The 24,009-nt window shown below is 35.5% G+C and carries 24 protein-coding genes; 8 read left to right on the top strand and 16 right to left on the bottom strand.

What is annotated here, in order from left to right:
* Window positions 1-22 precede the first annotated feature (22 nt).
* The 4 genes from BW946_RS17365 to BW946_RS17345 all read right to left on the bottom strand — a co-directional run bounded on the left by BW946_RS17365 (window position 23) and on the right by BW946_RS17345 (window position 3,622).
* The gene (locus tag BW946_RS17365) at window positions 23-475 is read right to left on the bottom strand and encodes a MarR family winged helix-turn-helix transcriptional regulator (protein WP_062671553.1); all 453 of its coding nucleotides are present in this window, start codon (window positions 473-475) and stop codon (window positions 23-25) included.
* Between the two features lie 165 nt (window positions 476-640).
* The gene (locus BW946_RS17360; RefSeq protein ID WP_076597365.1) at window positions 641-1,564 is read right to left on the bottom strand and encodes an ABC transporter ATP-binding protein; all 924 of its coding nucleotides are present in this window, start codon (window positions 1,562-1,564) and stop codon (window positions 641-643) included.
* A gap of 501 nt (window positions 1,565-2,065) precedes the next feature.
* Window positions 2,066-3,037, bottom strand: coding sequence for a FecCD family ABC transporter permease (locus BW946_RS17350; protein ID WP_076597363.1), 972 nt, complete (start codon window positions 3,035-3,037; stop codon window positions 2,066-2,068).
* Between the two features lie 24 nt (window positions 3,038-3,061).
* The gene (locus BW946_RS17345) at window positions 3,062-3,622 is read right to left on the bottom strand and encodes a TlpA family protein disulfide reductase (RefSeq protein WP_076597362.1); all 561 of its coding nucleotides are present in this window, start codon (window positions 3,620-3,622) and stop codon (window positions 3,062-3,064) included.
* Window positions 3,623-3,655: 33 nt separating this feature from the next.
* On the opposite strand from BW946_RS17345, the gene BW946_RS17340 reads away from it, so the two are divergent.
* The gene (locus BW946_RS17340; RefSeq protein WP_076597361.1) at window positions 3,656-4,780 is read left to right on the top strand and encodes a ferredoxin--NADP reductase; all 1,125 of its coding nucleotides are present in this window, start codon (window positions 3,656-3,658) and stop codon (window positions 4,778-4,780) included.
* 56 nt (window positions 4,781-4,836) lie between these two features.
* Window positions 4,837-5,394 carry a SanA/YdcF family protein gene (locus tag BW946_RS17335; protein WP_410493465.1) on the top strand — a complete coding sequence of 186 codons (558 nt, stop codon included), beginning with the start codon at window positions 4,837-4,839 and terminating at the stop codon, window positions 5,392-5,394.
* Here the strand turns inward: BW946_RS17335 and BW946_RS17330 are convergent.
* Window positions 5,391-8,000, bottom strand: coding sequence for a translocation and assembly module lipoprotein TamL (locus tag BW946_RS17330; RefSeq protein WP_076597359.1), 2,610 nt, complete (start codon window positions 7,998-8,000; stop codon window positions 5,391-5,393). The two genes, BW946_RS17335 and BW946_RS17330, sit on opposite strands and share 4 nt — an antisense overlap.
* Here BW946_RS17330 and BW946_RS17325 point away from each other — a divergent pair.
* Complete coding sequence (locus tag BW946_RS17325) at window positions 7,986-8,711, top strand: TrmH family RNA methyltransferase (RefSeq protein WP_076597358.1); 726 nt, start codon at window positions 7,986-7,988, stop codon at window positions 8,709-8,711. The genes BW946_RS17330 and BW946_RS17325 overlap by 15 nt on opposite strands.
* 79 nt (window positions 8,712-8,790) lie before the next feature.
* On the opposite strand, the gene BW946_RS17320 is transcribed toward BW946_RS17325, so the two are convergent.
* From BW946_RS17320 to porQ, 5 genes are all read right to left on the bottom strand, one after another.
* Window positions 8,791-9,291: a phosphoribosyl-ATP pyrophosphatase gene (locus BW946_RS17320; RefSeq protein ID WP_076597357.1), complete on the bottom strand. Its 501-nt coding sequence runs from the start codon at window positions 9,289-9,291 to the stop codon at window positions 8,791-8,793.
* A gap of 3 nt (window positions 9,292-9,294) precedes the next feature.
* Window positions 9,295-9,603, bottom strand: coding sequence for a phage holin family protein (locus BW946_RS17315; RefSeq protein WP_076597356.1), 309 nt, complete (start codon window positions 9,601-9,603; stop codon window positions 9,295-9,297).
* A gap of 80 nt (window positions 9,604-9,683) precedes the next feature.
* Window positions 9,684-10,034: a YtxH domain-containing protein gene (locus BW946_RS17310; protein WP_034694334.1), complete on the bottom strand. Its 351-nt coding sequence runs from the start codon at window positions 10,032-10,034 to the stop codon at window positions 9,684-9,686.
* 96 nt (window positions 10,035-10,130) lie between these two features.
* Window positions 10,131-10,805 carry a (d)CMP kinase gene (gene cmk / locus BW946_RS17305; protein ID WP_076597355.1) on the bottom strand — a complete coding sequence of 225 codons (675 nt, stop codon included), beginning with the start codon at window positions 10,803-10,805 and terminating at the stop codon, window positions 10,131-10,133.
* An 84-nt stretch (window positions 10,806-10,889) separates the two neighbouring features.
* Window positions 10,890-11,882, bottom strand: a complete 993-nt coding sequence (gene porQ / locus BW946_RS17300; protein WP_076597354.1) for a type IX secretion system protein PorQ — start codon at window positions 11,880-11,882, stop codon at window positions 10,890-10,892.
* 167 nt (window positions 11,883-12,049) lie between these two features.
* Between porQ and pyrH the strand changes: the two genes are divergently transcribed.
* From pyrH to BW946_RS17285, 3 genes are all read left to right on the top strand, one after another.
* Window positions 12,050-12,757, top strand: a complete 708-nt coding sequence (gene pyrH, locus BW946_RS17295) for a UMP kinase (RefSeq protein ID WP_076355472.1) — start codon at window positions 12,050-12,052, stop codon at window positions 12,755-12,757.
* A gap of 399 nt (window positions 12,758-13,156) precedes the next feature.
* Entirely contained in the window at window positions 13,157-13,711 is a 555-nt protein-coding gene (frr, locus tag BW946_RS17290; RefSeq protein WP_076597353.1) for a ribosome recycling factor, read from the top strand.
* Window positions 13,712-13,908: 197 nt separating this feature from the next.
* Window positions 13,909-14,970: a 3-oxoacyl-ACP synthase III family protein gene (locus BW946_RS17285; protein ID WP_076597352.1), complete on the top strand. Its 1,062-nt coding sequence runs from the start codon at window positions 13,909-13,911 to the stop codon at window positions 14,968-14,970.
* 59 nt (window positions 14,971-15,029) lie between these two features.
* Here BW946_RS17285 and BW946_RS17280 read toward each other — a convergent pair whose 3' ends face one another.
* From BW946_RS17280 to BW946_RS17255, 6 genes are all read right to left on the bottom strand, one after another.
* On the bottom strand, window positions 15,030-15,674 hold the full coding sequence (locus BW946_RS17280) for a hypothetical protein (RefSeq protein WP_076597351.1): 645 nt from the start codon (window positions 15,672-15,674) through the stop codon (window positions 15,030-15,032).
* Between the two features lie 84 nt (window positions 15,675-15,758).
* Entirely contained in the window at window positions 15,759-16,550 is a 792-nt protein-coding gene (locus BW946_RS17275) for a hypothetical protein (RefSeq protein WP_076597350.1), read from the bottom strand.
* A gap of 131 nt (window positions 16,551-16,681) precedes the next feature.
* Window positions 16,682-18,139: an LptF/LptG family permease gene (locus BW946_RS17270; protein WP_076597349.1), complete on the bottom strand. Its 1,458-nt coding sequence runs from the start codon at window positions 18,137-18,139 to the stop codon at window positions 16,682-16,684.
* A 110-nt stretch (window positions 18,140-18,249) separates the two neighbouring features.
* Window positions 18,250-18,897: an outer membrane lipoprotein periplasmic chaperone LolA1 gene (locus BW946_RS17265; RefSeq protein WP_076597348.1), complete on the bottom strand. Its 648-nt coding sequence runs from the start codon at window positions 18,895-18,897 to the stop codon at window positions 18,250-18,252.
* A 147-nt stretch (window positions 18,898-19,044) separates the two neighbouring features.
* Window positions 19,045-19,506: a hypothetical protein gene (locus BW946_RS17260; RefSeq protein WP_076597347.1), complete on the bottom strand. Its 462-nt coding sequence runs from the start codon at window positions 19,504-19,506 to the stop codon at window positions 19,045-19,047.
* A gap of 87 nt (window positions 19,507-19,593) precedes the next feature.
* On the bottom strand, window positions 19,594-22,173 hold the full coding sequence (locus BW946_RS17255; protein ID WP_076597346.1) for an FtsK/SpoIIIE family DNA translocase: 2,580 nt from the start codon (window positions 22,171-22,173) through the stop codon (window positions 19,594-19,596).
* 352 nt (window positions 22,174-22,525) lie between these two features.
* On the opposite strand from BW946_RS17255, the gene BW946_RS17250 reads away from it, so the two are divergent.
* On the top strand, window positions 22,526-23,161 hold the full coding sequence (locus BW946_RS17250; protein ID WP_083688909.1) for a cysteine hydrolase family protein: 636 nt from the start codon (window positions 22,526-22,528) through the stop codon (window positions 23,159-23,161).
* A 245-nt stretch (window positions 23,162-23,406) separates the two neighbouring features.
* Entirely contained in the window at window positions 23,407-23,985 is a 579-nt protein-coding gene (locus BW946_RS17245) for a Crp/Fnr family transcriptional regulator (RefSeq protein ID WP_076597345.1), read from the top strand.
* Window positions 23,986-24,009: the final 24 nt, after the last annotated feature.

Here is a 24,009-nt window from a genome sequence, read left to right as displayed (position 1 = left end):
AACCCGAAGGCTTCATCAAAATTTATTTTCTGTTATTTAATAATTCGTTGGCTATTTTCATGATTTCCCCCATTACATCCTTGAAAGCCTCCAGTTTTTCCGGAGAAATTTTTTCCATAACCTTCTTGTTGAAATTCACCACCACCTCTTTAGACATATTTCTGGAGTTTAATCCTTTGTCTGTAAGTTTGATGATAACCTCTCTTTTATCAGTGGTGGTCTTTTCCTTATAGATGTATCCATTATCCTCAAGAAGTTTAATGATTCTCGTTAATGAAGTGGGTTCAATAGCCATCTTCGGTCCAAGATTGGTACTTCGCGTTCCTTCTTTGGGATCTATTTTAAGAAGAGTGAGTGCCTGTACCGCCGTGGAATCATGTTCCTGAGCTAATTCTGTGTACATTTTAGAAACAGCCAGCCAGGTCTGCTTTAAAATTAAATCTACGTTTTCTATTTTTTCCTTATTATGATCCATCATTTTTGCGCCAATGGTTTTACCCAAATTTAATAAATATTATGCATGCATAATATTTATTAACGTTAAATTTTGTTAATAGACTGTAAATAAGCGGATTAAATTGTATGATTAGCATAATACTATGCATGCATAGTATGTAGATAAATCAAAGAAAATCAAGTATTAATGAATGTTTTTGACTAAATTGATAATTTCTTCAAAAGATTCACATTGGTAAGTCATAGAATCCTTAGCAATTACCCAAAATGGGGGCTGAAATTCGAAATTGAGGTCAGAAAGATCTTTTGGGAAGTTTTTTTGAAGCAGAGAATACAGCATTTCCTTGTGAAACTGCGGTGCTGAGATTAAAGGTGGAATAAAAGTCTCATTGATTTGAAATAACGAAGCATTAGTAAGTTCATCGTGCTGCAGCAAAATGTCCTCCACAATCCCTGAATACAGATGATTTTCTTTTACATACCATATTTTGTCTGCAAATTCTTTGGCGAGTCTCCAGTCGTGGGAAGAAAACAGAATAAGTTTGTTCTGTTCCTTAGCAAGCTTTCTTAAAGTTTTAAGAATAATAATTTTATTTTTTTCATCCAGATGGGTAGTCGGTTCATCCAGAATAATAATAGGGGAATTCTGGGTGATAGCCCGTCCGATAAATGCTTTTTGAAGATTTCCGTCAGAGAGGTTTTTCAAAAGAGTATATCTGTACTGATTCAAATTCAGTTCTTCAATAATATGAGCCACCTCTTCGCGGTCTTCTTTTTTCAGTTCAAAATAGAAAGGGTAGTAGATGTATTTTCCCAGAGAAATAAGATCCTCAACTGTATAATGCTGCGGAATAACAGATTTGGAAAAGACAATAGCAACATTCTCTGCAATTTCTTTTACAGAAAGATTTTTTATATTTTTTCCATTAATAGCAATCTCTCCATTCAGTAAAGGCATTTGATGCAGAATAGATTTGATTAATGTTGTTTTTCCTACACCGTTATTACCAATCAGCAGGCACACATCACCAAGCTTCAAATTTGCATTAGCATTGGAAATTAAAGTTGTTTTGTAGCCGATATCTGATTGTTTGATCTGTAGGTGCATAACTAAAATAAGAAAAGAATTATAAATAACAGAATAGGTAGAAAACTTAAAAATAAATATAAGAATTTATTTTTTTTGATTTTCCATAAAGTATAACTACCTAAGATAATAGAACCCCAAAAAGCAGAAGGTAGTGCAAAAAAAATCCACCAATTATGGCCCCAAGAATAAACCCAATGTAATTTCTGATTCATTCGAAACATTTTTGAATACTCCAGGATTGCAAAACTTACAACAAACAAAATGATGTGTGCAGTAATTAATTGTTTTTGTGTTATTCTAATGTTCATTACTTTATTTATAGTAAGATAAGTCGTGTTTAGTAAGTCATGCTGAAAGCATCTCTGCAAAGTTAGTATGGATTCCTTCGGAATGACACATTACGAATATTTTCTCTTTTATTTAATGAAGAAATTTAAGGATTTATTCTCAAAATCTGCTTGACCTATATAATCTGTTAGGAGCTTTATATTAACAATTCATTTTATTAATCATTGTATTTTAAACTTTATTCTGCTTCAACAGCATCATCAGAATGACAGGAATACCGAATACAGAACTTATCACATTCAAAGGGATCTGCGTTTTTTCTGCAATAACTGAGAAGAATAGCATGATCAGCATTCCCAGAAACATATTAAGAATCCATTGCTGCCATAATTTTGATGGATTATAAACGAGTCTGCAGAAGTGAGGAACAATAATTCCGATAAAGAGAATAGGTCCTAAAAATGCCGTAACAGAAGCGGATAGAATAGACGATGCTACTATTATTAAAAGTTTCAGCTGTTTCAAATTTACTCCCAAACTTTGTGCATAGGAATTACCAAGTGAATTACCAATGAGTGGCTTTATGGCTCTGAAACATATTGTCATTCCAATTAAAACTAAAATAAACAATATATAAATCTGGTTTCTCGTTACCATATTATTAGCTCCGAAAGACCATAAAATATAATTTTTCAGACTCTGGTTTTCCGCATAAAATTGTAACAGAGATACAATGGCACCAGCAAAAGCAGATATCAGAAATCCGAAAATAATAAGATAGGACTTATCCTGAAACCTATTGGACATGGAGAGCAGTATCAGCATTAACAGTAAACTTCCTCCAATAGCTGCTAAGCTGAGGAAACTGTTCTGTAAAAATTCAGGAAGGAAAATATCATGAGAAAAGAAGATGTAAAAGGCAACTGATAAACTGGCAACCGACGTTATTCCCAGTATATCAGGCCCTGCCAGCGGGTTTTGAAAATATTCCTGCATCAGGAAACCAGAAGTGGGAATTGAAATTCCAGCCAGCATCATCACCAGAACACGGTTGATACGGATCTCGGCGATTTGACTATGAGCAGAGTCCTGAAAAAAATCCTGGAGGCTTAAACTTAAAAATCCTGTGTTCAGATTAATGACAGCACTTATAATAATAGCAATCACAAATAATAAACACAGGATTTTAAACTTTTTTGACATGATTCAGAAAGAGTTCGGCCTATTTTATTTTAAGAAAGAATCAATTTTTGAATTCAATACATCTTCCGTCATCATTCCCAGATATTCATCGGTTTTATCACCTTTTCTCATGAAAGTAAAAGGAATAGAACCTCCGTCCCACTGTTTGAAATTGTTATGGAAAAAGTTTTGATCCAGTTTTTGTCCGTCCAGTAAGATAATATTTCCCCCCAGTTTGTTTTCTGTGGCAAAATTCTTAACAGCACCAGCCCATTCTGCCTTCTCGTCAAGGTTTACAAAAGTGAATTTTACAGGTTTTCCCTTCAACTCCTCCATTTTATTTTTAAAACTTGGGATTTCTCTCATACAAGGGCCGCACCATGTTGCAAAAAAATTGGTGACATATAATGTATCATTATTTTTTGCTAAATGCTGGCTTACATTTTCTGGAGAAAGTTCTTTGGGAAGAATGCTACTTTCTTCATTTTCTGTAGTTTGAGATGCCGAAAGGGAGTCTGCGGCTGCAGTGTTTTCAGTTTTCTGACCTTCTTTTTTACAGCTGTACAGTGCAGTAAGAAGTAACATGGAAAAAATTATCTTCTTCATAAATTATTTTTTATCTATTTTTGAATTGAAGTTATGGAACAACAAATCTATAAAGGGAAACTGATACAGTTTCATCCGTTAAAAATAGCGAAAAAGGAAGAGCTGACCAAAAATACTTTTTCTCTGGAGTTTGATATTCCTGAGAATTTAAAGGAAAATTTCAGATTTGAAGCAGGCCAGTTCGTCAGTATACGGTTTCATTCACATGGGAAAGAGGTTATTAATGATTATTCAATGACTTCAGCACCTTATGAAGGTAAAATATCTTTGGGAATAAAGATCAATTCCAATGAAGGAGCTACTTCGCAGCTATTTCAAAATTATAACGCTGGTGATGAGTTATGGGTGAGTGAACCTGCAGGGAGATTCACAATCGTATCCAAACCCAGCGAATTCAGGACTATTGTTGCTTTTGCTGCGGGTATTGGGATCACCCCCATTTTGAGTCATTTTAAAAATATTCTTTACAATGAACCCAGAACACGTCTGTTTTTATTTTTTGGAAATAAAAGTTCAGAAGATTTAGTCTATCGCGAGCAGCTGGATAATCTTGCCAGAACATGTGGAGACAGGCTTCAGATATTTTACTTTTTCTCACAGGAAAAAACAGCAGACCAGTTTTTCTATGGCAGGCTGGATGAAAAGAAACTGAATCTTATCATCAATCAGATCCTTCATTTAGACGATACAGATGAAGAATCTACCATCTGGGATGCGGTAGATGAAGTATTGATATGCGGTAAAGGTGAAATGATCAAGACATTGGCCAATGCATGTTATCACCACGGAATTCCGAAAAAGAATATTCATTTTGAGCTTTTTGAAGAATTTAATGATGATATTTATCCTGTAGAAAAAGAATTCCCTCTGATTGAAAATATTGAGGTAGAATTTACCATGCTGGGGAAAAAATATACAACTCAGCTCCCTGATAATAAGGATAAAATCCTTCAGCAGCTTCTGATGCAGAAATTTCCTGTTCCTTATTCCTGCAAGTCCGGAATCTGTGGAAGTTGTGAATGCTCTTTAGAAGAAGGAGAGGTGGAATTGCTGGAAAATGAGTATCTTACGGAAAAAGAGGAAGAGCAGGGACATATTTTAGCTTGTATGTCTATTGTGAAAAGTAAAAAAATAAAGCTTAACTTTGATCTTAGTTGAGAATTATTAGGAACATATTTAACCTTGGGTTTATATCACTGGAATTGGGAATTCTGATGATATGCTTCTGTAATGTGTGGGTTTTCGGGCTTACCAACGGGAGAACGTATACCAAAATTTCAAAAATTCCGCCAAGGGAAATTGCATTGGTTCTGGGAACATCTCCGAAAATGAGATCCGGAAAATCCAATCCTTATTTCACCAAAAGGATGGATGCTGCAGCACTTCTTTACCATCATGGAAAAATCAGGAAAATTATAGTGAGCGGGGAGAAGAGTAAGGGGTATAATGAACCGGGTGCAATGAAAAACTATCTGATCAATCAGGAAGGAGTGCCTGAAGATATTATTGTGGAAGATCCGAAGGGCTTTAACACCTATAAAAGTATTCTCCGCTGTAAGGATGTTTATAAGAAGAAAAATGTCATTATCGTATCTCAGGGATATCACAACCTGAGAGCATTGTTTTTTGCAAGAAATAATGATATGAATGCTTTGGGATTTGATGCGCAGGATGTCACAAGACCTGAAAGTTTCTACAGAAACCAGACGAGGGAAATCCTCGCCCGTGTGATTGCTGTAGTATATTTTATTCTAGGCGTTTCTCCGGATTAGAAAGGATACCCGAACGCGATATTAACTGTTGGCTTGAAAGGCTGGATGAATTTGAATCTCCATCGGTCGCCTTCAGGTTTATTTGGGTCATAGATCTTATACGCAAGGTCAATTCTCGCTGTTACGTAGGCAATATTTAATCTTAATCCGAATCCACTTCCGATACCTACTTGTTTCCAGAACTTACCGAATTTAAATTCATCTCCATATCCGTCGTTATAGTTACGAAGACTCCACGTATTTCCGATATCCGTAAATAAAGCTCCTTCATAGGTTTTATTGAAAGGAATTCTATATTCAATATTGGTAGTAAGCTTTAAATTATCAGTCATATAAGTACGAACTCTCTCATCCACCTGAGAATCAGCAGGACCTAATCCTCCAAAAGCTACCCATGCTCTGATATCGTTAGAACCTCCATTGAAGTAAGATTTGATAATAGGCATATCTTCAGAATTTCCATACGGAATTCCAACTCCGATAAACTGGCGCAGTACCAATGTCTGGTTACCATTAAATTTGAAATATTTTCTTGTATCAATATCAAATTTTACAAACTGTGCGTATGGCAGCCCAAAAATAGTTCCTTGTGGACCGGTAACAATACCTCCGCCATTATCTTTTTTATTAAATAAGCTTAAGATATTACCCGCAAGTTCTACTTTTCCATTAAAATAAAAAGCATTTGGATATTCTTTTTTTCCAATTTCGCTATAAACAAAATTGTAGATCATGGAAGAAATAAGGACATCCTGAGTTTGTCTGTCTTTGTTAACCAGTGTTCCGGTAAATGCCGTTAAAAGATCTCTTCCCTGCTGATTGAGACTTCCACGGTAAGCATCATTCTCAATAATCTTTTTGGAAACCTCATCCACACTAAGTTTTCCATCTTTGTAATCTTGTCCGGTTTGCGCAGTTTCTGGGTTAAACATAAAATAATTCCCGAATACCTCATCTTTTACCCTTCCGTCATTCACAAAGTAGTCATAGTAGGCATCTTTATTTTTCGTCAGACTGACCTGAGTATTGAATAATGTAAGCTTATGATAAACCTGATCATTCACACTTGCCTGATAGTTTAATCCCGTATTAAAAATTAACCTACCCAAACCGATGTTGTTCTGTATTGATGCCCCCAGCAAAATAGATGATGTAGGGGTATATCGTTTAGGAATGAATTTATAATAATTAAAAGGCAATAAAAGCCTTGGGAAATTCAGGGATGCCTGAGCTGATATTTCGTAGGCTGCAACTCTTTTACTGATATCTTTTGTACTTCTGATAGAACCAAATGTCCCTGAAAGACTGGTAGAAAGGTTTTCTGCTCCTCTGAAAACATTTCGGGTGGTAAGGTCCACAGAAGGGGAGATTCCCAGATTTAAAACCTGAGAATAATTGATATCTGTTCCCACTTTAAGTTCATACTTCGGAAGTGGTTTCAGTACATACAAAACATCTACAATACTGTCGTTAGGAGAGGCCATTCCGCCTTGTCTCAGAGAGTCTCTTGCTTTAACGATGCTAAAGTTATTCATCGATAAAATGTTTCTCTTGGTTACATCCAGCTTCGTTTGGTCAAAAACCTTTTTACTGTCCGGAATAATCGCTCTCCATACAGATGAAGGTTTGTATTTATCATTCATCGTATGAAATCTTATTCTCCTTAAGCTGTCTTTCATGGTATTTTTAGGATAGTCACCGGGTTCATCTACAATGGCAACGTCAATATTCCCAAAAGTAGCTATTTTATAGGGAGTATCCAGAGAATCTTTATGAATTTCCAGGGTTAAAGGAATCTGTTTTCTGCTTTTAAGAGAATCCGCAACGAAATAAACTTCATCATTGGAAGCATTGAACCTGTAGAAACCAAACTCCCTCATCAGATCCGTAATTCTGGTAACCTCTCTTTCAAGAACGGTTTGGTCAAGAATCTGTCCTGATCTCACAAGACTTCTGTTAAGATTATAGTTGTAATACCCTTTGATGCCCTGGTCCGGAATATTATAATAATAATCTTTAATGCGGGTAGGATCGTTATGCTTGATAGAATAATTAACAGATGCTTTTTTTGAAGCTGAATCCAATGTGTGTTTAAAATTTACATCAGCATCCCAATATCCTCTGTAGGTAAGTCTTTTTTTGATAGACTCAGCACTCTTTTCGCTTCTTGTCTGATCAAGAATTACCGGTGGTGTTCCCCAATTGTGCAATAAACGGTCAAAAAGCAGACTTTTTCCGACGCTGCTTTTCATATTATATTTAAGGAATAAAGAGTCTCTCAGTTTCTGATTTCTCATCTCACCGGGATAGGTCATGTATTCATTAAGTATGGTATCGTACTTCGGATCTGCCATATTGTAGAGCAGTAAACTCAATGGCATGAAAAGAAACTGCTTTTTATTAGGTTTCTGCTGGATGTAATCTTTCAGCTCTTCGTCGAAAAATTCTCTCTTATCCTCGAACTCTAAACTGTTTTTGGTGAGCAGATATTCGCCATCAGGAACTTTTTTTGTTGTACTACAAGCATAAAGGAGACCAACAAATGTTGCAAATGAGATAATTTTATAATATTTTTGAGGAGAATTCTTATAATGCTTACAGCTCATACAATAAAAGTTTTACAATCTTTAGATAAAAAGAAGTTCAGACAAAAATACAATTTGTTTTTGGTTGAAGGTAATAAAATCATTTGTGAACTTTCTAATTCTAACTTTAAAGTTAAAGAAATATTGTCAACCGATCCACAAAAATTGGACCGTACTGATATCCCTGTTACCCATATCTCTGAAAATGAATTAAAAAAAATAAGTTTTCTTAAAACTCCGAAAGATTCTGTTGCAGTATGTTATCTTGCCGGGGAGGAAAAATGGGAAGATAAGAATATACAATTGGTTTTGGATGGGATACAGGATCCGGGAAATCTAGGTACTATTATACGACTGGCAGACTGGTTTGGTATTGAACAGATCATCTGTAGTGAAGATACTGTAGATGTGTACAATCCGAAAGTGATTCAGGCAACGATGGGATCTTTTACCAGAGTCAATATTGTTTATACTGATCTGGTGGAATATCTTTCTACAACAGAGAATGTAAATATCGGAACCGATATGGAAGGAGAAAATATCTATACTTTTCAGAAACCTGAAAAGCTAAATCTGATTTTAGGAAATGAAGGAAACGGAATGAGACCGGAAACAGAAAAGCTTTTACAAAAAAGTATCAGTATTCCGCGCTTTGGAAAATCCCAGTCTACAGAAAGCCTGAATGTATCAATGGCGGCCGGGATTATTTTAGGGCAGTTATTCTCAAAATAGAAAATCAGAAACCAGAGGTTAGAAATTATTGTAAAATATTACTGAATATAATCCAGCATCTGGTTTCCAATATCTGATTTTATATCAATTGTTCCAAACTTGAAACACTTTTGTTTTTCTGATATACCTCCATCTTTTTTCTGACATATTTCAGCGCTATAGGAGCAAGATAAATCAATGCGGCACCAATCAGTTTTTTCTTCCAGTTGGAACTTTTCATATTCTTTTTGGCGTAGTTTCCTACGATGGCAGTAACACCCAGTTTAACAAGGCTGTCTGTAATATTTCCTCCCTTGAATGCGGAACTTGCAATTCCTACGGCGGTATTTTTGCTGATCAGGAGATCTTTCACCTCGGAAGTAAGCTGTTTGGCAATGACATCTTTTCTTAAAACTACTTTTTCATCACCGTCTTCATCAATCTTTTCCTGAAGATACTGATCACTCAAACCATTGGTAAATGCACTTAGGCTTTCTTTTGTATTTTTGAAGGTCAGAAGATTTTCCAGATCACTTATTTCATTCTGAAGCAGTTTTTTCTTTCTTCTTAATTCTTCTATGCTCTCGTATTTTATGCCCATAGTTTAATGATTTAAAAATTTAATGACCTGATCAGCAACGGTATTGACAATTTTATTCTTGAAGGCTACAACAAAGGCCATTATCAGCGCATAAAATGCAGCAACAATTAAGAATCCATATGAGTAATTATCCAGTGCTTTTCCGATAAGGAAAGCAATTCCAAAATTGAAAAGGATAATAAAAAAAGCAAAAGCAACAAGCAGTACTACAAAGTAAGTAATGAGCCCGGCAGAAAGTGAAGACTTTTCAGTCGCTTCAATTTTCAGAAGATCTATTCTCTTGGAGGCGTATTCTTTAATAGTTTCTATCATTGTTTTTTTTTAAAGTTACAAAAAAAGGAACTTTCACACAAAAGTTCCTTTCTGTAATTTACTTAAAAAAGATAAATTACTTATTTTTTCAGATCATTCAGTTCCGCTTCTACATCTTTTGCCAAATCTGCAGTTTTAGAAACAATCTGATCTTTGTATTTATCATATCCGTCTTTCACAGTATGTGCTACGCTGCTTGCCGTTTCTTTGAAAGTAGAAGAAATATTACCATATTGGTCTTTTACTTTTTCTGAAACCTCTCCGTATTTATTTTTAGCCTGATCTTTAAGATCGTTTGCTTTAGTTTTAATTTTTTTTCTGGTTTCTTTACCTTCTTCCGGTGCGTATAACATTCCTAAGATTACACCTGCTGCAGCACCTGCAAGAAGTCCTGCCAATATACCTGCTGTATTATTTCCTTTTCTAGACATTTTAAGTTTTTTAATAATTAATAATAGATTAGTTTTTTACAGTAATAAAACTTACAATTTGTATACCAAAGGAGGCCTGAAGCCTATTAAAAATTGTTAAATCTTTTTGATGTGAGATAAAATAAGCTGTATGGTTTCCTCTTTTGTTAGTTCAGAATTATCAATAACGATTGCATCTTCAGCCTGCTTCAATGGGGCTATTTCACGTTCGCTGTCGATCTTGTCACGTTCTATAAGATTTTGTTTTACCTGTTCTTTATCTGCTTGTATTCCCAGACTTTTCAGTTCCAGAAATCTTCTGTTGGTTCTTTCGTCAATACTGGCAGTAAGGAAGAATTTATAGTCCGCATTTGACAGAACTACTGTCCCAATGTCACGTCCGTCCATAATAACGCCTCCTTTTTCTGCCAAACTGCGCTGCGACTGCAGCAGGAAGTCTCTTACTTCTTTCTGTTTGGCAACAAGGCTTACATTGTCCGATACTGTATTGGTACGGATTTCTTTAGAGATATCGGCGCCATTAAGGAATAAAATAAGTGTTCCTTCGTTGTTTTTAAATTCAAGTCTGATCTGATTAAAAGAAGAGAACAGCGTATTCAGATCAATCTCACCGTTTTCATTCAGACAATGCTGCAAAGCATACCAGGTAACTCCTCTGTAAAGCGCTCCTGTATCCATATGAATAAGTCCCAGCTGATCAGCAATGATTTTTGAGATAGAACTTTTTCCGGTAGACGAGTACCCATCGATAGCAATTACAGGTTTTTTCATACTGCAAATTTCAAGATTTTTTTTAGAAAATCAAGAATAAGTAGGAAATTTTCGGAATAATTAAGAAATTTCCGGTCAGGAAGATTATTCCCCTCTATGGCTGGAAAGGTCCATAGAAATTCCTATCTGGTTGACGTTCGAAGAGTTGTGGTATCTCACGTGGGCATAATCAATACGGAATCTGGAAACTTTAACTCCAAATCCTGCAGAAAGTCCTGAGAAGTTTCTTTGGTCCGCAACTGCCAGCTCATTTCCTCTTTTTACATTATAGCCCAGCCTGATATTGAAATTCTTTTCCGGAAACAATTCTGCCCCCAACGAAAAGTGATCTGCGATTTTTCTGCCGGTACCCACTTTCTGCCCATCCAGATTCTCTTCTGAAGAAATATCAAACTTCTGAAGATCATGTGCGGTAATGGTGATGGCAAGAGGGAAGTTCTTGATGGTCTTGGTATAGCCCAGATCTATTCTGAAAGGAAGATTTTCTCTTGTTCCGTTAAAAGATTTCAGCTGAAACCCAAAGTTTCTCATGACCAATGAAACTACTTCTTTACTTTTTTTATTATGATAGGTAATTCCCGCTGTTCCTGAGATCGCGGAAGAAGTATAGTTGTCGATTTTTGAGGTAATAAAATTAAGTCCTCCACCAATCGTCCAGTCTTCTTCAAACTGGTAAGCATAGCCCGCACCAATAGCGACATCTGAAGCTTTGAATTCTCCGTTTTCAAAACCGCTTTCATCCGTCCTTGGAATACTTCCGTAGCTCATATACCTTGCATTGATGGTAGCCATGTGGCCATTTTCAAAGTCTTTGGCATAAGCAATAGTTCCGTATTTCGAGTCGGCAAGATAAGCCGTTGCGTTTACAGAAAGCTGTTTGTCAGAATCTTTATTTAACAGGGCAGGGTTTGCAATAGCAAAGGAAACATCATAATCTCTTACTGAAATTGCATCTCCGCCCAAAGCAGCCTGTCTTGCAGATACAGGTACATTTAAGAACGGATAAACATTTGTTCCTGTTTGTGCATAAGAAACAATTCCTGATAGAAATAATGAAAAAATGATAATTTTCTTCAACTCAATTTATAATTAATGCAAAAATAATCCTTTTTCGTACTTTTCAAAATATTTCTGACATTATTTCTATTTAAATATTTTTCTTTCATCAATATCTTTAATGATTATATTTGCAAAATCAAATTCAGGGGAAACCCATACTAATAAAAAGTTATTAAAAATAAAAGATGAAATATAAAAGAATCCTTCTGAAACTAAGCGGTGAGGCCTTAATGGGAAACAGACAATACGGTATTGACAATGAAAGACTGCAGGAATATGCAGCTGAGATCAAAAAAGTAGTTGAAAAAGGCTGTGAAGTTGCGATTGTAATTGGAGGAGGAAACATTTTCCGTGGTGTAGCAGGAGCTGCCAAAGGAATGGACAGAGTGCAGGGAGATTATATGGGAATGCTGGCCACTGTAATCAATGGAATGGCTTTACAGGGAGCATTGGAAGATGCAGGAATCAAAACAAGGCTTCAGTCTGCTATCGAAATGGATAAAGTAGCTGAACCTTTCATCAAAAGAAGAGCGGTAAGACACCTTGAAAAAGGAAGAGTAGTGATCTTCGGTGCGGGAACAGGAAACCCTTATTTTACTACTGATACAGCGGCTACCTTAAGAGCCATCGAAATCGGTGCTGATGTGATCTTGAAAGGAACAAGAGTAGACGGAATCTACGACAGTGATCCTGAAAAGAATGCAGATGCTGTAAAATACAATTCATTATCTTTTGATGAAGTATTTGAGAAAAACCTTAAAGTAATGGATATGACAGCCTTTACTTTGAGCCACGAAAACAAATTGCCAATCATTGTATTCGATATGAATAAAGATGGAAATTTAGAAAAAATCGTAGACGGAGAAAATGTAGGGACTTTGGTTGATTTATAATTAATTTAACTACTAAAAAATATAAAAACACCTGTTGCAGTACTGTGACAGGTGTTTTGTTTTATTTTAATAAGCCTGATCTAAACAGCGAACTTTTATTATTGTAAAAGGATTTATAGAATAAACTAATTAATCTAATCGTCAACTATTTCCAAAACATTAAACACACAAAATGTATATGTTAAAGTAATCACATTTTAAAATATTATAGTTTTCTTAAAATACAGAATGCAGTCTTACCAAAATATGGAAATAATCACTATTTTTGCAGCACTGAATAGTAAAAAAATAATTTAAAACAATAAGAAAACACTGATGTTTACAGCGTTTTTTTAGTTTTAATTAACTGATATTCAGATGGATTAATAGATGTGTAATTTATCAAACTTTAATATAATAATGGAAGAATTAGATCTTATATTAGAATCTGTAAAACAAGACATGGATGCAGCGGTAAAGCACCTGGATCACGCATTTCAAAGAATTAGAGCAGGACGTGCTTCTACATCAATGGTTCAGGATGTAATGGTAGAATATTACGGAGCAATGACTCCTATCAACCAGGTTGCGAATGTTTCTGTTCCGGATGCAATGACAATCTCTATTCAACCTTGGGACAGAACAGCAATCAACGCGATTGAAAAAGCAATCATCAACTCAAACTTAGGTTTTGCCCCTTCTAACAACGGAGAAAACATTATCCTGAATGTTCCGCCTTTAACTGAGGAAAGAAGAAAGGAACTTGCAAAGCAGGCTAAAGCAGAAACTGAGAACACTAAAGTGACGGTAAGAAACGCAAGACAGGATGGTTTAAAAGAACTTAAAAAGCTGGAAGGAGTTTCTGAAGATGTAGTAAAAGGAGTGGAAGAAGAAATCCAGACTTATACTGATAAATACGTTAAGCTTTGTGATGAGCATCTTAAGACAAAAGAGGCTGAAATTATGAAAGTATAATTCTAAAGCTGTTGAAAATAAAGAAGAGGTTTCCGATGGGACACCTCTTTTTTTATTATTTTTCTGCTATCACATTTAATTTTTTATAATGCAATGCATTCTTGTTCTATACTATATTGAGAAGTATTTACGTTCATTCATTATATTTAATAAATCATTCCTGAGGTCTAATTAAAAAACAGGAGCCAAATACTAAAATGATGACAAAAATAATCGGGGTAGGAAATTATATCCCATCAGAAACAATAACCAATTTATTTTTTGATAAACATGTTTTTCTTAATGAAGAAGGGATTTTATTAAAAGAGAATAATGCTTCCATTACGGACAAGCTAAAGAAGATTACAGGTATTGAAGAAAGAAGATATGCGCACAGTACACAGGTTACTTCAGATCTGGGACTTATTGCAGCGCGTTCAGCCATAGAAAATGCAGGAATCGATCCTGAAACATTAGATTATATTATATTTGCCCATAATTTTGGGGATGTTCGTTTTGGAACGGTTCAGTCTGATACCGTGCCCAGTCTTGCTGCAAGGGTGAAACATTTATTGGGAATCAGAAATAATTTCTGCGTAGCCTATGATGTTCTTTTTGGATGCCCGGGATGGATTGAAGGAGTCATACAGGCTCATGCATTGATCAAGTCTGGTATAGCCAAACGATGCCTGGTTATTGGGGCAGAAACACTTTCCCGTGTAGTGGACATCCACGACAGAGACAGTATGATCTATGCAGATGGAGCAGGAGCGGCTGTTCTGGAAGTGAATGAAAATGATGATTCCGGGATCAGGTCTCATTTATCAGCTTCTTATACACTTGAAGAAAAAGACTATTTGTATTTTGGAAAGTCTTACAACAACGAAAGCTGTCCGGATACCCGATACATCAAGATGGATGGCAGAAAAATATATGAATTTGCCCTCATCAATGTTCCGGATGCGATGAAAAAATGTCTTGACAACAGTGGGTATTCCATTGATCAGTTAGATAAAATTATCATTCATCAGGCAAACGAAAAAATGGATGAAGCCATCGTTAGCAGGTTTTATCAATTGTATGGAAAGCCAGTTCCGGAAAATATTATGCCTATGGTTATTCATAAATTAGGAAACAGCAGCGTTGCAACTATTCCTTCTTTGCTGACGATGATTTTAAAGGATGAACTGGAACATCATAAAATCAAAAAAAATGATGTAGTCTTATTTGCATCCGTAGGCGCAGGAATGAATATTAATGCTTTTGTTTATCAGTTTTAAAATACAGGCTCTCCCAAAATATAAAAAAGAGATTGACTTTTGGGCAATCTCTTTTGTTTTTACAAACATTGTATGGAGCCTTTCTGGTCTTTATGTTTTAATAGAGATTGGTAGCTCTTAACGATTTCCTCCATGTTACACATAATTTTTTTACCAGGAATTGTATCCGGAGCTGTTTTTTCTTTCTGATGGGATTTTATACTGTATTTCTTTTCAAGACATTTGAGTAGCTGATTATTTTGAAGATACATACGGGTTTCTGTAATTTCATCTTTGGTAACCGGTTTTTCGGGAGTGCCGCCATCAAAATTCCATACGGTTTCCTGTCTGAAAATAAAGAAAGGCTTTCCCTCTTTGATAAAATACTTTTCAGATGCCGAAAAATGACTGTGTTCTGCATAAAAATGCTCTATTACTTTAATCCCTTCCTTGTCAGAATGAAAAATAACTTCTCCTGAAGGTTCATCATTACAGTCATAACTGAATTTTGAAGAACTTAGCTTCTCAGCTTCCAGCTGAGCCTGAAGCACAGCATATTCTTTTTTGATCTGATCAATGGGGTTTTCTGTTATGTCTGCTTTTACAGAATCCTTTTTTACAACAGAATTATCTATGAAAGCGGATTCTTTGGGAATGGTTTTATCTTTTTCATTTTTACAGGAAACAAAAAGAAGCAGGCCGGCTGTCAGAATTAGAATTTTCATAGAATTAAGTGTTTGGTGGTGTATAAGAATATAAAAAATTTAATGACATAAAAAAAGGCTTCCAACAGAAAGCCTTATATTGTTTTATTTGCAGTTTTCATTATAATCGTAGATCACTTCATTGATGATTGAAAGTTTATCCACTGTTGAATTGCTGATTTCATCCCGGATGAATTTTCCAAGACCTGTTCTTTTTTTCTCCTCATTTTTCAGGGAACCATATTCACCCTTTGCTATTTTTGCTTTTACGTAAGGGCAGTCTGCCAGTATGATTTTGGCTTTTGCGGGAGTTAATTCTTCAGCTTTTCCTCCTTTCTTCGAAAAGATATAATTGGGATTCTCTTTTAACCGGTCTGTTTCACTCTGCGTAATGGCCTGTGTGCTGTTTGCAGAAAGAGCGGTAGGATAGCCATAAAGCTTATAAACTGTAATTTTGCCCTCCGTTACTACTTCTGCAAACTGCTCCGTTCTTGAAAGGTTATTGATTGCCTTAAAGCCTGCCGATAATCCTGTTGAACTTTCTGAGCTATTTAAAGCCTCTCTCATGTTTGAGTATTTTACCGATTTGAAAACTCTCGGAGTGTCACCTTCATACAGCATATATTCTTTGATATCGTCTGTGTCGTACGTTTTAAATTTTATTCTGTTCTTTACTTTATCAATATCAGCAATGGCTGCAAACTTTACTTTTAACTGATTTTGCCACGGGCTTGAATAACCGCCGTGCAATTGTACAACACCTTCAGTTTTCTTTCCGGATTTGTCAATAATGTAACCGTATTTTTCACCGTTGTATGTCCCGGTTTCATTCTGCTCCTGAGCAGAGGCGTTCAGTGATGCAAGACCGAACAGGCCAATAAGTAGTAATTTCTTCATGGTTTTGTTTTAAATTCTCACAAATATAAATTTTTAAATTTAAAATCGTTATCCACTAAATATTTTAATTAGTAATCAATAAAAAAGCTCCGGAATTTCTCCGAAGCTTTAGTTCTGTTTTAAAATCAGAATTATTGATATCTCTGATGTTCTTTACTTTTCGTAAACCTTTTGGTGATTGGTTTGAACAGTACTTTGTATTTTTCCGCATCAAACAGCTGTGAATCTGTAAGTGCTTTATAGGTCATCCAAACTCCAAAAGGAAGAAGAATCAGATTGGGAAGCCATGCTGCAAGATAAGGATTCATTTTTCCGCTCCATGACATGTTTTCTACCCCAACATTCATTACATAAAAGATAATGAAAATAACAATAGCGATGATGACAGGAAGTCCCATTCCCCCTTTTCTGATGATAGATCCTAAACTGGCTCCGATCAGGAAGAAGATGATACACGTCACCGAATAAGCTACCATTCTCTGTTGGTAAATAACAACCTTGCTGAAATACTTTACATTAGAACTGTATTCATTCTTTTTAGACTCTAAAGTAGATTTCAGGTTGTCTAATCTGTTATAGGAGTTGTAAATAATTTCCAGTTTTTTTTCCCCTTTTACAGTATCCAGTTTTATCTGGGTGTTTGGGGCTACTTTATGCTTATTACCCTTGTCCATGTAGGTGACAACGGAATTGGCCTGATTAAGAACCTCTGAGCCAATGTTATCAAAGAACTGTTGGTTGTCTTTCTTGGTTTTGACAATAGTTTTGTTCAATTGAGGATAACTCTCAAAACGGTAATCATCCGTAATCTGCTCTTTTTCGATGGCTTTATTGATGATTTCACTAATGTCAAAGTGAGATACCAATGTATCAAATTTAATAGCCTGGTCAGGTTGTTTCAATCTTACATTATCACCTTTCCCTGCGAAAGCATCTTCGAATACATATCCGTTATATAATACAAGTTTTAGGAAATTTTTATTAGCTGCGGGAACAAACTTTCCTTTTTCAGCTACAATAGACTGTTGGTTTTCATAAGCATTGGCTTTTTTATGCACAAAAACGCCATCAATATTTTCTCCGCTTTCACCATGTATCTTATCAAATTTTACCATATAGCCGGGAATCTGATCTATGAACTGTCCTGGTGTGAAATTAAGAGCAGGCTTAGTTTGCGCAATGTTGAAAAGCATGTTTTTAGCCTTTTTCTGAAAATCAGGAATGATATTGCTTGAGAAAAAATACAGCATAATTGCAAGTATTGTTGAAATTCCAAGAAGGGGAGTCATTACCCGGGTCAAAGGAATTCCTGCTGCTTTCATGGCTGCAAGCTCGTAACGTTCTCCAAATTCACCGAATGACATAATGCTCGCCAGAAGGATCGTAAGGGGAAGAACCATACTGATTACGTTTACCCCAAGGTAAAAAAGAAGTTTGAGGATCTGCCAGTAGCTTAATCCTTTTCCCATAAACTGCCCCAACTGTACCCAGATAATGTTTACAATAAAAATGAAAAACAATACGCTGAATATAAAGAAAAACGGTCCAAAGAAGGTTTTTATGATATATCGGTCTAGTATTTTTAACATGCGCCAAAATTAATCAAAAAGCCACAAAGTTTACTTGTGGCTTTTTATATTTTGTTATTTTTTTAACTTTAAAAGTCAATTTACTTAGTTGCGAATTCACTTTCAGCTTTTTAAAGTTCTGTAACGATGTAGTTTTTAAACTTATTTTTGTCAAAAACAAACATATTAGGATCCAGCTCCTGGTTTTCTTTGTATTCTTTAATGGCAATTACAGCAACATCTTTGTTGTTTCCGTGCTGTTCCAGTTTTACCATTTGCTTTTTTGCTGAATCTACAAAAAGATATACATATTTTATTCCGTTTGCTTTCACCGGAGTCAGTTTAATAAAGTCCGCATTTACACCATTGATCATTTTCTTACCGTTGTAGGTTACATTATAATCATTTCTATACGTCGTAAGATAGTTGATAGGGGAGAACATGGTGCTGCTTCCGTTAGGTTTGGCAATGGTTACTTCCATATCATCGGCATTGATGTTGTAAATTTTATTACCATCGAAGATCTGTTCCGTATCCATGATCTTCAGTTTGTATTTCTCTCCGGCAACATAATAAATACCAGGTTCTGTTTTTGTCACCTGTCCGTTAAGACCGCTTCCAAAAGAAAATTTGAAGTAAGAATTCTTTTTAGAATTGTAGTTGGCTGTAATATCATCCAATATCTTTTTAGCTTTCGCATCAATCTTTTGAGCGTTGGCCATACCTACTGCACCTACAACAAAACTTCCTAATATAACTTTTGAAATAATATTTTTCATTTTCTTAATTTAATAATCGTTAGATTTTCTTTAATTCTTAAGGTTAAAACTTGTTGTTTTTCCTTTAACTACGCAGATCTTCCAAAAACTGTTCCAAAAATCCACCTTTTAACGCCGGATACTTTATAACAGATATTGTTTTACAAATTACCTTGTTTCTGGTCTTTCAATGTATTGGTCAAATTTTTCAGGGAGAATATTGGTGACCGTTAATTTATTGGAAGTAATGGTGGGTTCAATTTTAATTACTTTGGTATTTTCATTGATATCAACCGGATGCTTACTTCTCATATTCACCATATCTATATGAAGAGCTGTGAACTCATGCTTTCCCTTTTCTAAGTCAACAATAACATATTCTTTGGGTCTGATTTGCCCTAATGATTTACCGTCAAGGCCAATATTAAGTCTTGCCGTGTTATCCATTTTATGGAGAACTCCTGCACCATTATAAATAAGGACTTTGCCATTTCCCAGAGTATTATAATCAATAACATCCAGTTTCACAGAAGCATAATCACTGGGTACAGTTCTTAATGCACATGAAGATAAGGTAAGTATACATGCAAAAAGTCCCCATCTAATAGTTTGTTTTGTTGTGATTTTCATAGTAATAGTTTTGTTGAATTTTTTATATCCCGGTTCCCGATCAGGAATATCCGGGATTAATTTTTGTATTGATGATTTTTATAATAATTAGTTTCTTAAATCTTCAAGGAACTGTTCCAGAGAATGAAGATCACTGATCAGAACTTCTCTTGCCTTAGCTCCATTGAATCCTCCTACAATACCGCTTGCTTCAAGCTGATCCATAATTCTGCCGGCTCTGTTATATCCCAGTTTCAATTGTCTCTGAAGCATTGAAGTAGATCCCTGCTGGGTAGAAACAATGATTCTTGCTGCCTCTTCAAATAAAGCATCTTTTTCGTTCGGATCAAAAGTACCTACTGAACTTGTTGAGTCTTCAGAAACATATTCAGGAAGCAGCAATGCTGAAGCATATCCTTTTTGTTCTCCGATGAACTCTGCCAGTCTTTCTACTTCCGGAGTATCTACGAAAGCACACTGAAGTCTTAAAATTTCGTTTCCATTGAAATAAAGCATATCTCCTTTACCAATCAGCTGATCTGCGCCCGGAGAGTCCAGGATGGTTCTGGAGTCTACACTGGAAATTACTCTGAAGGCAGCTCTTGCAGGGAAGTTGGCTTTGATCATCCCTGTAATTACATTTACGGATGGTCTCTGTGTAGCCACTATAAGGTGGATTCCTACGGCTCTTGCAAGCTGTGCAAGTCTGGCAATCGGTAACTCAACTTCTTTACCTGCTGTCATGATCAAATCCGCAAACTCGTCCACTACCAATACAATATAAGGTAAATAACGGTGTCCGTTTTCGGGATTTAATTTTCTTTCCGTAAATTTCTTATTATATTCTTTTAAGTTTTTACAAAAAGCATTTTTAAGAAGGTCATATCGGGTATCCATTTCAATACAAAGAGAGTTCAGGGTATTGATTACTTTATTGGTGTCTGTAATGATAGCTTCTTCTGCATCCGGTAATTTTGCCAGATAATGTCTTTCAATTTTTGAATATAATGAAAGTTCCACTTTTTTAGGGTCTACCATGACGAACTTCAGTTCGCTTGGGTGTTTTTTATAAAGAAGGGAAGTAAGGATAGCATTGATCCCTACAGATTTACCCTGACCTGTTGCTCCCGCCATCAATAAGTGAGGCATTTTTGAAAGATCGGCCATAAAGATTTCATTGGAAATAGTCTTTCCGAAAACTACCGGAAGGTCCATGTCCGTATTCTGGAATTTCTGAGAAGCAATGACAGAACGCATAGAAACCATGGTAGGATTCTTTCTTGGCACTTCAATACCAATAGTTCCTTTCCCTGGCATTGGCGCAATAATTCTGATTCCTAATGCAGAAAGGTTCAGTGCAATATCATCCTGCAGTTTTTTAATCGCTGCCACTCTGATACCTGCTTCAGGAACAATTTCATATAACGTAACGGTAGGCCCGATTGTAGCTTTAATCTCTGCAATTCCAACATTGAAATTCTTCAGAAGTCCAACAATCTTATTTTTATTTTCTTCCAGTTCTTCTTTATTGATAGAAATTTCTTCATTTCCATAGTCTTTCAGTAATTCTACAGGCGGCATCTGGAAGTTGGCCAGATCAAGCTTATGATCATACAATCCGTGCTTTTCTACCAGTTCCTGAGACTTTTTATCAGAATCATCCAGAATATCAATTACCGGAGCTACTTCTACATTGAATTTAATATTATCCTGTGCCGGAGCAGTGGTTACTGACGGAGACGGAGTAGAAGGCCTGATGTCAAATGCTTCCTCAGGGCTGGAAACCGGAACAACTGGTTTGGTAGAAAGATTTAAACTTACAGGTTGAGAAACTTCTTTAGGTTCTGCATCAAAAGAAGTATGGTTGGGTGTGGTAATGGTCTCTATCTCGTTGGAAACCGGAACTTCAGGGAATCCTTTCGGTGCACTTACCGGTTCTGGTTCTTTCTTGGTATTAATTAGACTATTGACAGTATGATTGGTAGTATCACTTACGGTAACTCTGGATGCAGTTTCTTCTTCCGCTTCCTCTGCTTCTTCTCTCAACTCCTCATCAGCTTCGAAATCATCATTGGAGTCCGGCATCATAGATTTTACTTTTCCAATTGTATTTTCATTGATCTTATCCAGTTTCGCTTTGATAGAACTTGGACGAAGATTGAATTCAAGAATAAAATAAAGAAGAATGCTTGCTGCTAATACGGTCCACAGACCTACTGCTCCGATGATGGAGTTAAGATAGTCCATGATCTGATATCCATAAACACCTCCTAAAACACCCTGACCTTTCGTAAGTGCCCCCATGAAAATAGGAAGCCAGCAGATAAAAAATAAAGAGTGGCCAATAGTTTTCCAGGGTTTGAAGATTTTCTTCTTAAGAATCAGAGTACCTACTACAAGCAGTAAAAATGCGATGATAAAGGAGGCAATACCAATACTTTCAAAAATGAAAATATTCCCAAGCCAGTCACCCACCTTACCAAAGATATTGGAAGATTTTATGCTTTTGTCCAGCATGGTTCCTGCCTGGCTTTGATCTGCTTTCCAGTTCATCAGATAAGAGACGAATGAGAATGCGAGAACAGCCGATAAAAGTATAAAAGTAAGCCCGAAAAAAATACGTGGCTTAGATAAGATTCTGCCTTTTTCAGGCGATTCAGTCGGTTTTTTTTGTGTCTTTTTATCCATAATATCAATGTCGCAAATTTAATGTTTTATTCAACACTAAATGAATCTTTTTTACCCAAAAAACATTTTGGGAATCCCGCTTTTATAATGGTTATTTAAAATTTTTACTTTAAAAATATTTTCTTGTATGACAGAATAAAATAAGGTTATTTTTTGCTTATCCAAATCTGATACCGTTACGTTATATTAACTGATTATTATTTATTTTTCTTTAAAAAGATAATAAAATTTTCTATTTAAACAGTCTTAATTGAAAAAAATAACAATATTGTGTCTCGATAGTGTTTTTTTTGAACTAGTTCAAAGGTCAGGATCTGAAACCTATTTAATTTTGACCTATAAAATTTCATATATGAAAAACACATTCAAAACTATTCTGACCTTAGGTCTGATATTAATTTCACTGATTACAATGAACGCACAAAAACAAAAAACGGAACACACTGCATTAATCATTATCGATGTACAAAATGATTATTTCCCTGGAGGAAAGATGATACTTGAAAAAGCTGTACAGGCTGCTGAAAATATCCGAAGTATTTTAGATTATTTCAGGAAAAATAATTTTCCTGTCATTCATATCCGGCATATTTCTACCAATGATGGTGCAACGTTTTTCCTTCCGGATACAGATGGCGCTAAAATCAACGATCTGGTTTTACCAATGGAGGATGAAAAAGTTATTGTTAAGCATTTTCCCAACAGTTTCAGGGATACTGATCTTCTGAACTATCTTCAGTCAAAGAACATTAAAAATCTGGTTATTACGGGAATGATGACAGATGTTTGTGTGGAGTCTACCACCAGAGCCGCTTTTGATTTCGGGTTTATCAATACAGTTATCGGTGATGCTATAGCAACGAGAGATCGTGAACTGAATGGGGAAGTTATAAAAGCAGCAGACGTGCAAAAGTCCTTTTTGGCAGGGATTTCTGCTCTTGGAAATCTCTATGCAAGTGTAATAAACACCAATGAATTTTTACAATAAGGCTATTTTGGACATGGAAAGGTGTAGTAGCGGAGGTTTTCAGCAAACTGAGATGTTTTAAATTTTATCGGAGATAAAATCTTTGCGATCTTAAAAACATCTGATATTTCAAAAATTATTAGCGCTTTTGCGTTTGCCCAACAAAAGACCAGAGTTCTATTGTTTAAATACAAAATAACTTAACTTAACGTAATTTTATAAAGGTGTCAATAATTTTGATACCTTTATTTAGCTTAAATAATCCCATGTCCGATTTACTTTTTAGAAATATCAGTCAGTATATCAATCTTTCAGAAGAGGATTTTCAACAGTTTGTAAAACCTTTTGAGCTCAAAACTTTTAAAAAGAAAGAGCTGGTTCTCAAAGAAGGAGATTACTGCCTCTTTGAAGGATTCGTTCTGAAGGGATGTTTTAAAATCTGTTATCTCAATGAAAACGGATTTGAACAAACCTTATATTTTGCAGTTGAAGGCTGGTGGATTACAGATATTGACAGTCTTATCAATAATGTTCCCAGTATTCTCAATATTGAAGCCCTTGAAGACAGCGAAGTGTTGATGATTTCCAAAAAAGATAAAGAACATTTGTATGAAACCATGCCACAGATAGAAAAGCTTTTCAGAATCATGAACCAGAGATCTTCGGTAGCACTGCAGAGGAGAATTCTTTCCTTAACAGGCAAAACAGCCGACAAACGCTATCTTGAATTCCTTGAAAAGTATCCGGGATTGGAGCAAAGAATTACCCAGCAGCAGGTAGCATTCTACCTGGGAATTACTCATGAATTTTTAAGTAAAATCAGGAGGAAAATATTTGAAAAATAATGATGAAAAAAGTCCTGGAAATTA

It is taken from the genome of Chryseobacterium sp. RU33C, assembly GCF_900156015.1.
GTDB classification, from domain to species: domain Bacteria; phylum Bacteroidota; class Bacteroidia; order Flavobacteriales; family Weeksellaceae; genus Chryseobacterium; species Chryseobacterium candidae.
This window is presented reverse-complemented; position numbering and strand designations above follow the sequence as displayed.

Coding starts and splice junctions, on each gene's coding strand:
- BW946_RS17365 (WP_062671553.1), bottom strand. CDS start 475: ATGGATCATAATAAGGAAAAAATAGAAAACGTAGATTTAATTTTAAAG.
- BW946_RS17360 (WP_076597365.1), bottom strand. CDS start 1,564: ATGCACCTACAGATCAAACAATCAGATATCGGCTACAAAACAACTTTA.
- BW946_RS17350 (WP_076597363.1), bottom strand. CDS start 3,037: ATGTCAAAAAAGTTTAAAATCCTGTGTTTATTATTTGTGATTGCTATT.
- BW946_RS17345 (WP_076597362.1), bottom strand. CDS start 3,622: ATGAAGAAGATAATTTTTTCCATGTTACTTCTTACTGCACTGTACAGC.
- BW946_RS17340 (WP_076597361.1), top strand. CDS start 3,656: ATGGAACAACAAATCTATAAAGGGAAACTGATACAGTTTCATCCGTTA.
- BW946_RS17335 (WP_410493465.1), top strand. CDS start 4,837: ATGATATGCTTCTGTAATGTGTGGGTTTTCGGGCTTACCAACGGGAGA.
- BW946_RS17325 (WP_076597358.1), top strand. CDS start 7,986: ATGCTTACAGCTCATACAATAAAAGTTTTACAATCTTTAGATAAAAAG.
- BW946_RS17330 (WP_076597359.1), bottom strand. CDS start 8,000: ATGAGCTGTAAGCATTATAAGAATTCTCCTCAAAAATATTATAAAATT.
- BW946_RS17320 (WP_076597357.1), bottom strand. CDS start 9,291: ATGGGCATAAAATACGAGAGCATAGAAGAATTAAGAAGAAAGAAAAAA.
- BW946_RS17315 (WP_076597356.1), bottom strand. CDS start 9,603: ATGATAGAAACTATTAAAGAATACGCCTCCAAGAGAATAGATCTTCTG.
- BW946_RS17310 (WP_034694334.1), bottom strand. CDS start 10,034: ATGTCTAGAAAAGGAAATAATACAGCAGGTATATTGGCAGGACTTCTT.
- cmk (WP_076597355.1), bottom strand. CDS start 10,805: ATGAAAAAACCTGTAATTGCTATCGATGGGTACTCGTCTACCGGAAAA.
- pyrH (WP_076355472.1), top strand. CDS start 12,050: ATGAAATATAAAAGAATCCTTCTGAAACTAAGCGGTGAGGCCTTAATG.
- frr (WP_076597353.1), top strand. CDS start 13,157: ATGGAAGAATTAGATCTTATATTAGAATCTGTAAAACAAGACATGGAT.
- BW946_RS17285 (WP_076597352.1), top strand. CDS start 13,909: ATGATGACAAAAATAATCGGGGTAGGAAATTATATCCCATCAGAAACA.
- BW946_RS17280 (WP_076597351.1), bottom strand. CDS start 15,674: ATGAAAATTCTAATTCTGACAGCCGGCCTGCTTCTTTTTGTTTCCTGT.
- BW946_RS17275 (WP_076597350.1), bottom strand. CDS start 16,550: ATGAAGAAATTACTACTTATTGGCCTGTTCGGTCTTGCATCACTGAAC.
- BW946_RS17270 (WP_076597349.1), bottom strand. CDS start 18,139: ATGTTAAAAATACTAGACCGATATATCATAAAAACCTTCTTTGGACCG.
- BW946_RS17265 (WP_076597348.1), bottom strand. CDS start 18,897: ATGAAAAATATTATTTCAAAAGTTATATTAGGAAGTTTTGTTGTAGGT.
- BW946_RS17260 (WP_076597347.1), bottom strand. CDS start 19,506: ATGAAAATCACAACAAAACAAACTATTAGATGGGGACTTTTTGCATGT.
- BW946_RS17255 (WP_076597346.1), bottom strand. CDS start 22,173: ATGGATAAAAAGACACAAAAAAAACCGACTGAATCGCCTGAAAAAGGC.
- BW946_RS17250 (WP_083688909.1), top strand. CDS start 22,526: ATGAAAAACACATTCAAAACTATTCTGACCTTAGGTCTGATATTAATT.
- BW946_RS17245 (WP_076597345.1), top strand. CDS start 23,407: ATGTCCGATTTACTTTTTAGAAATATCAGTCAGTATATCAATCTTTCA.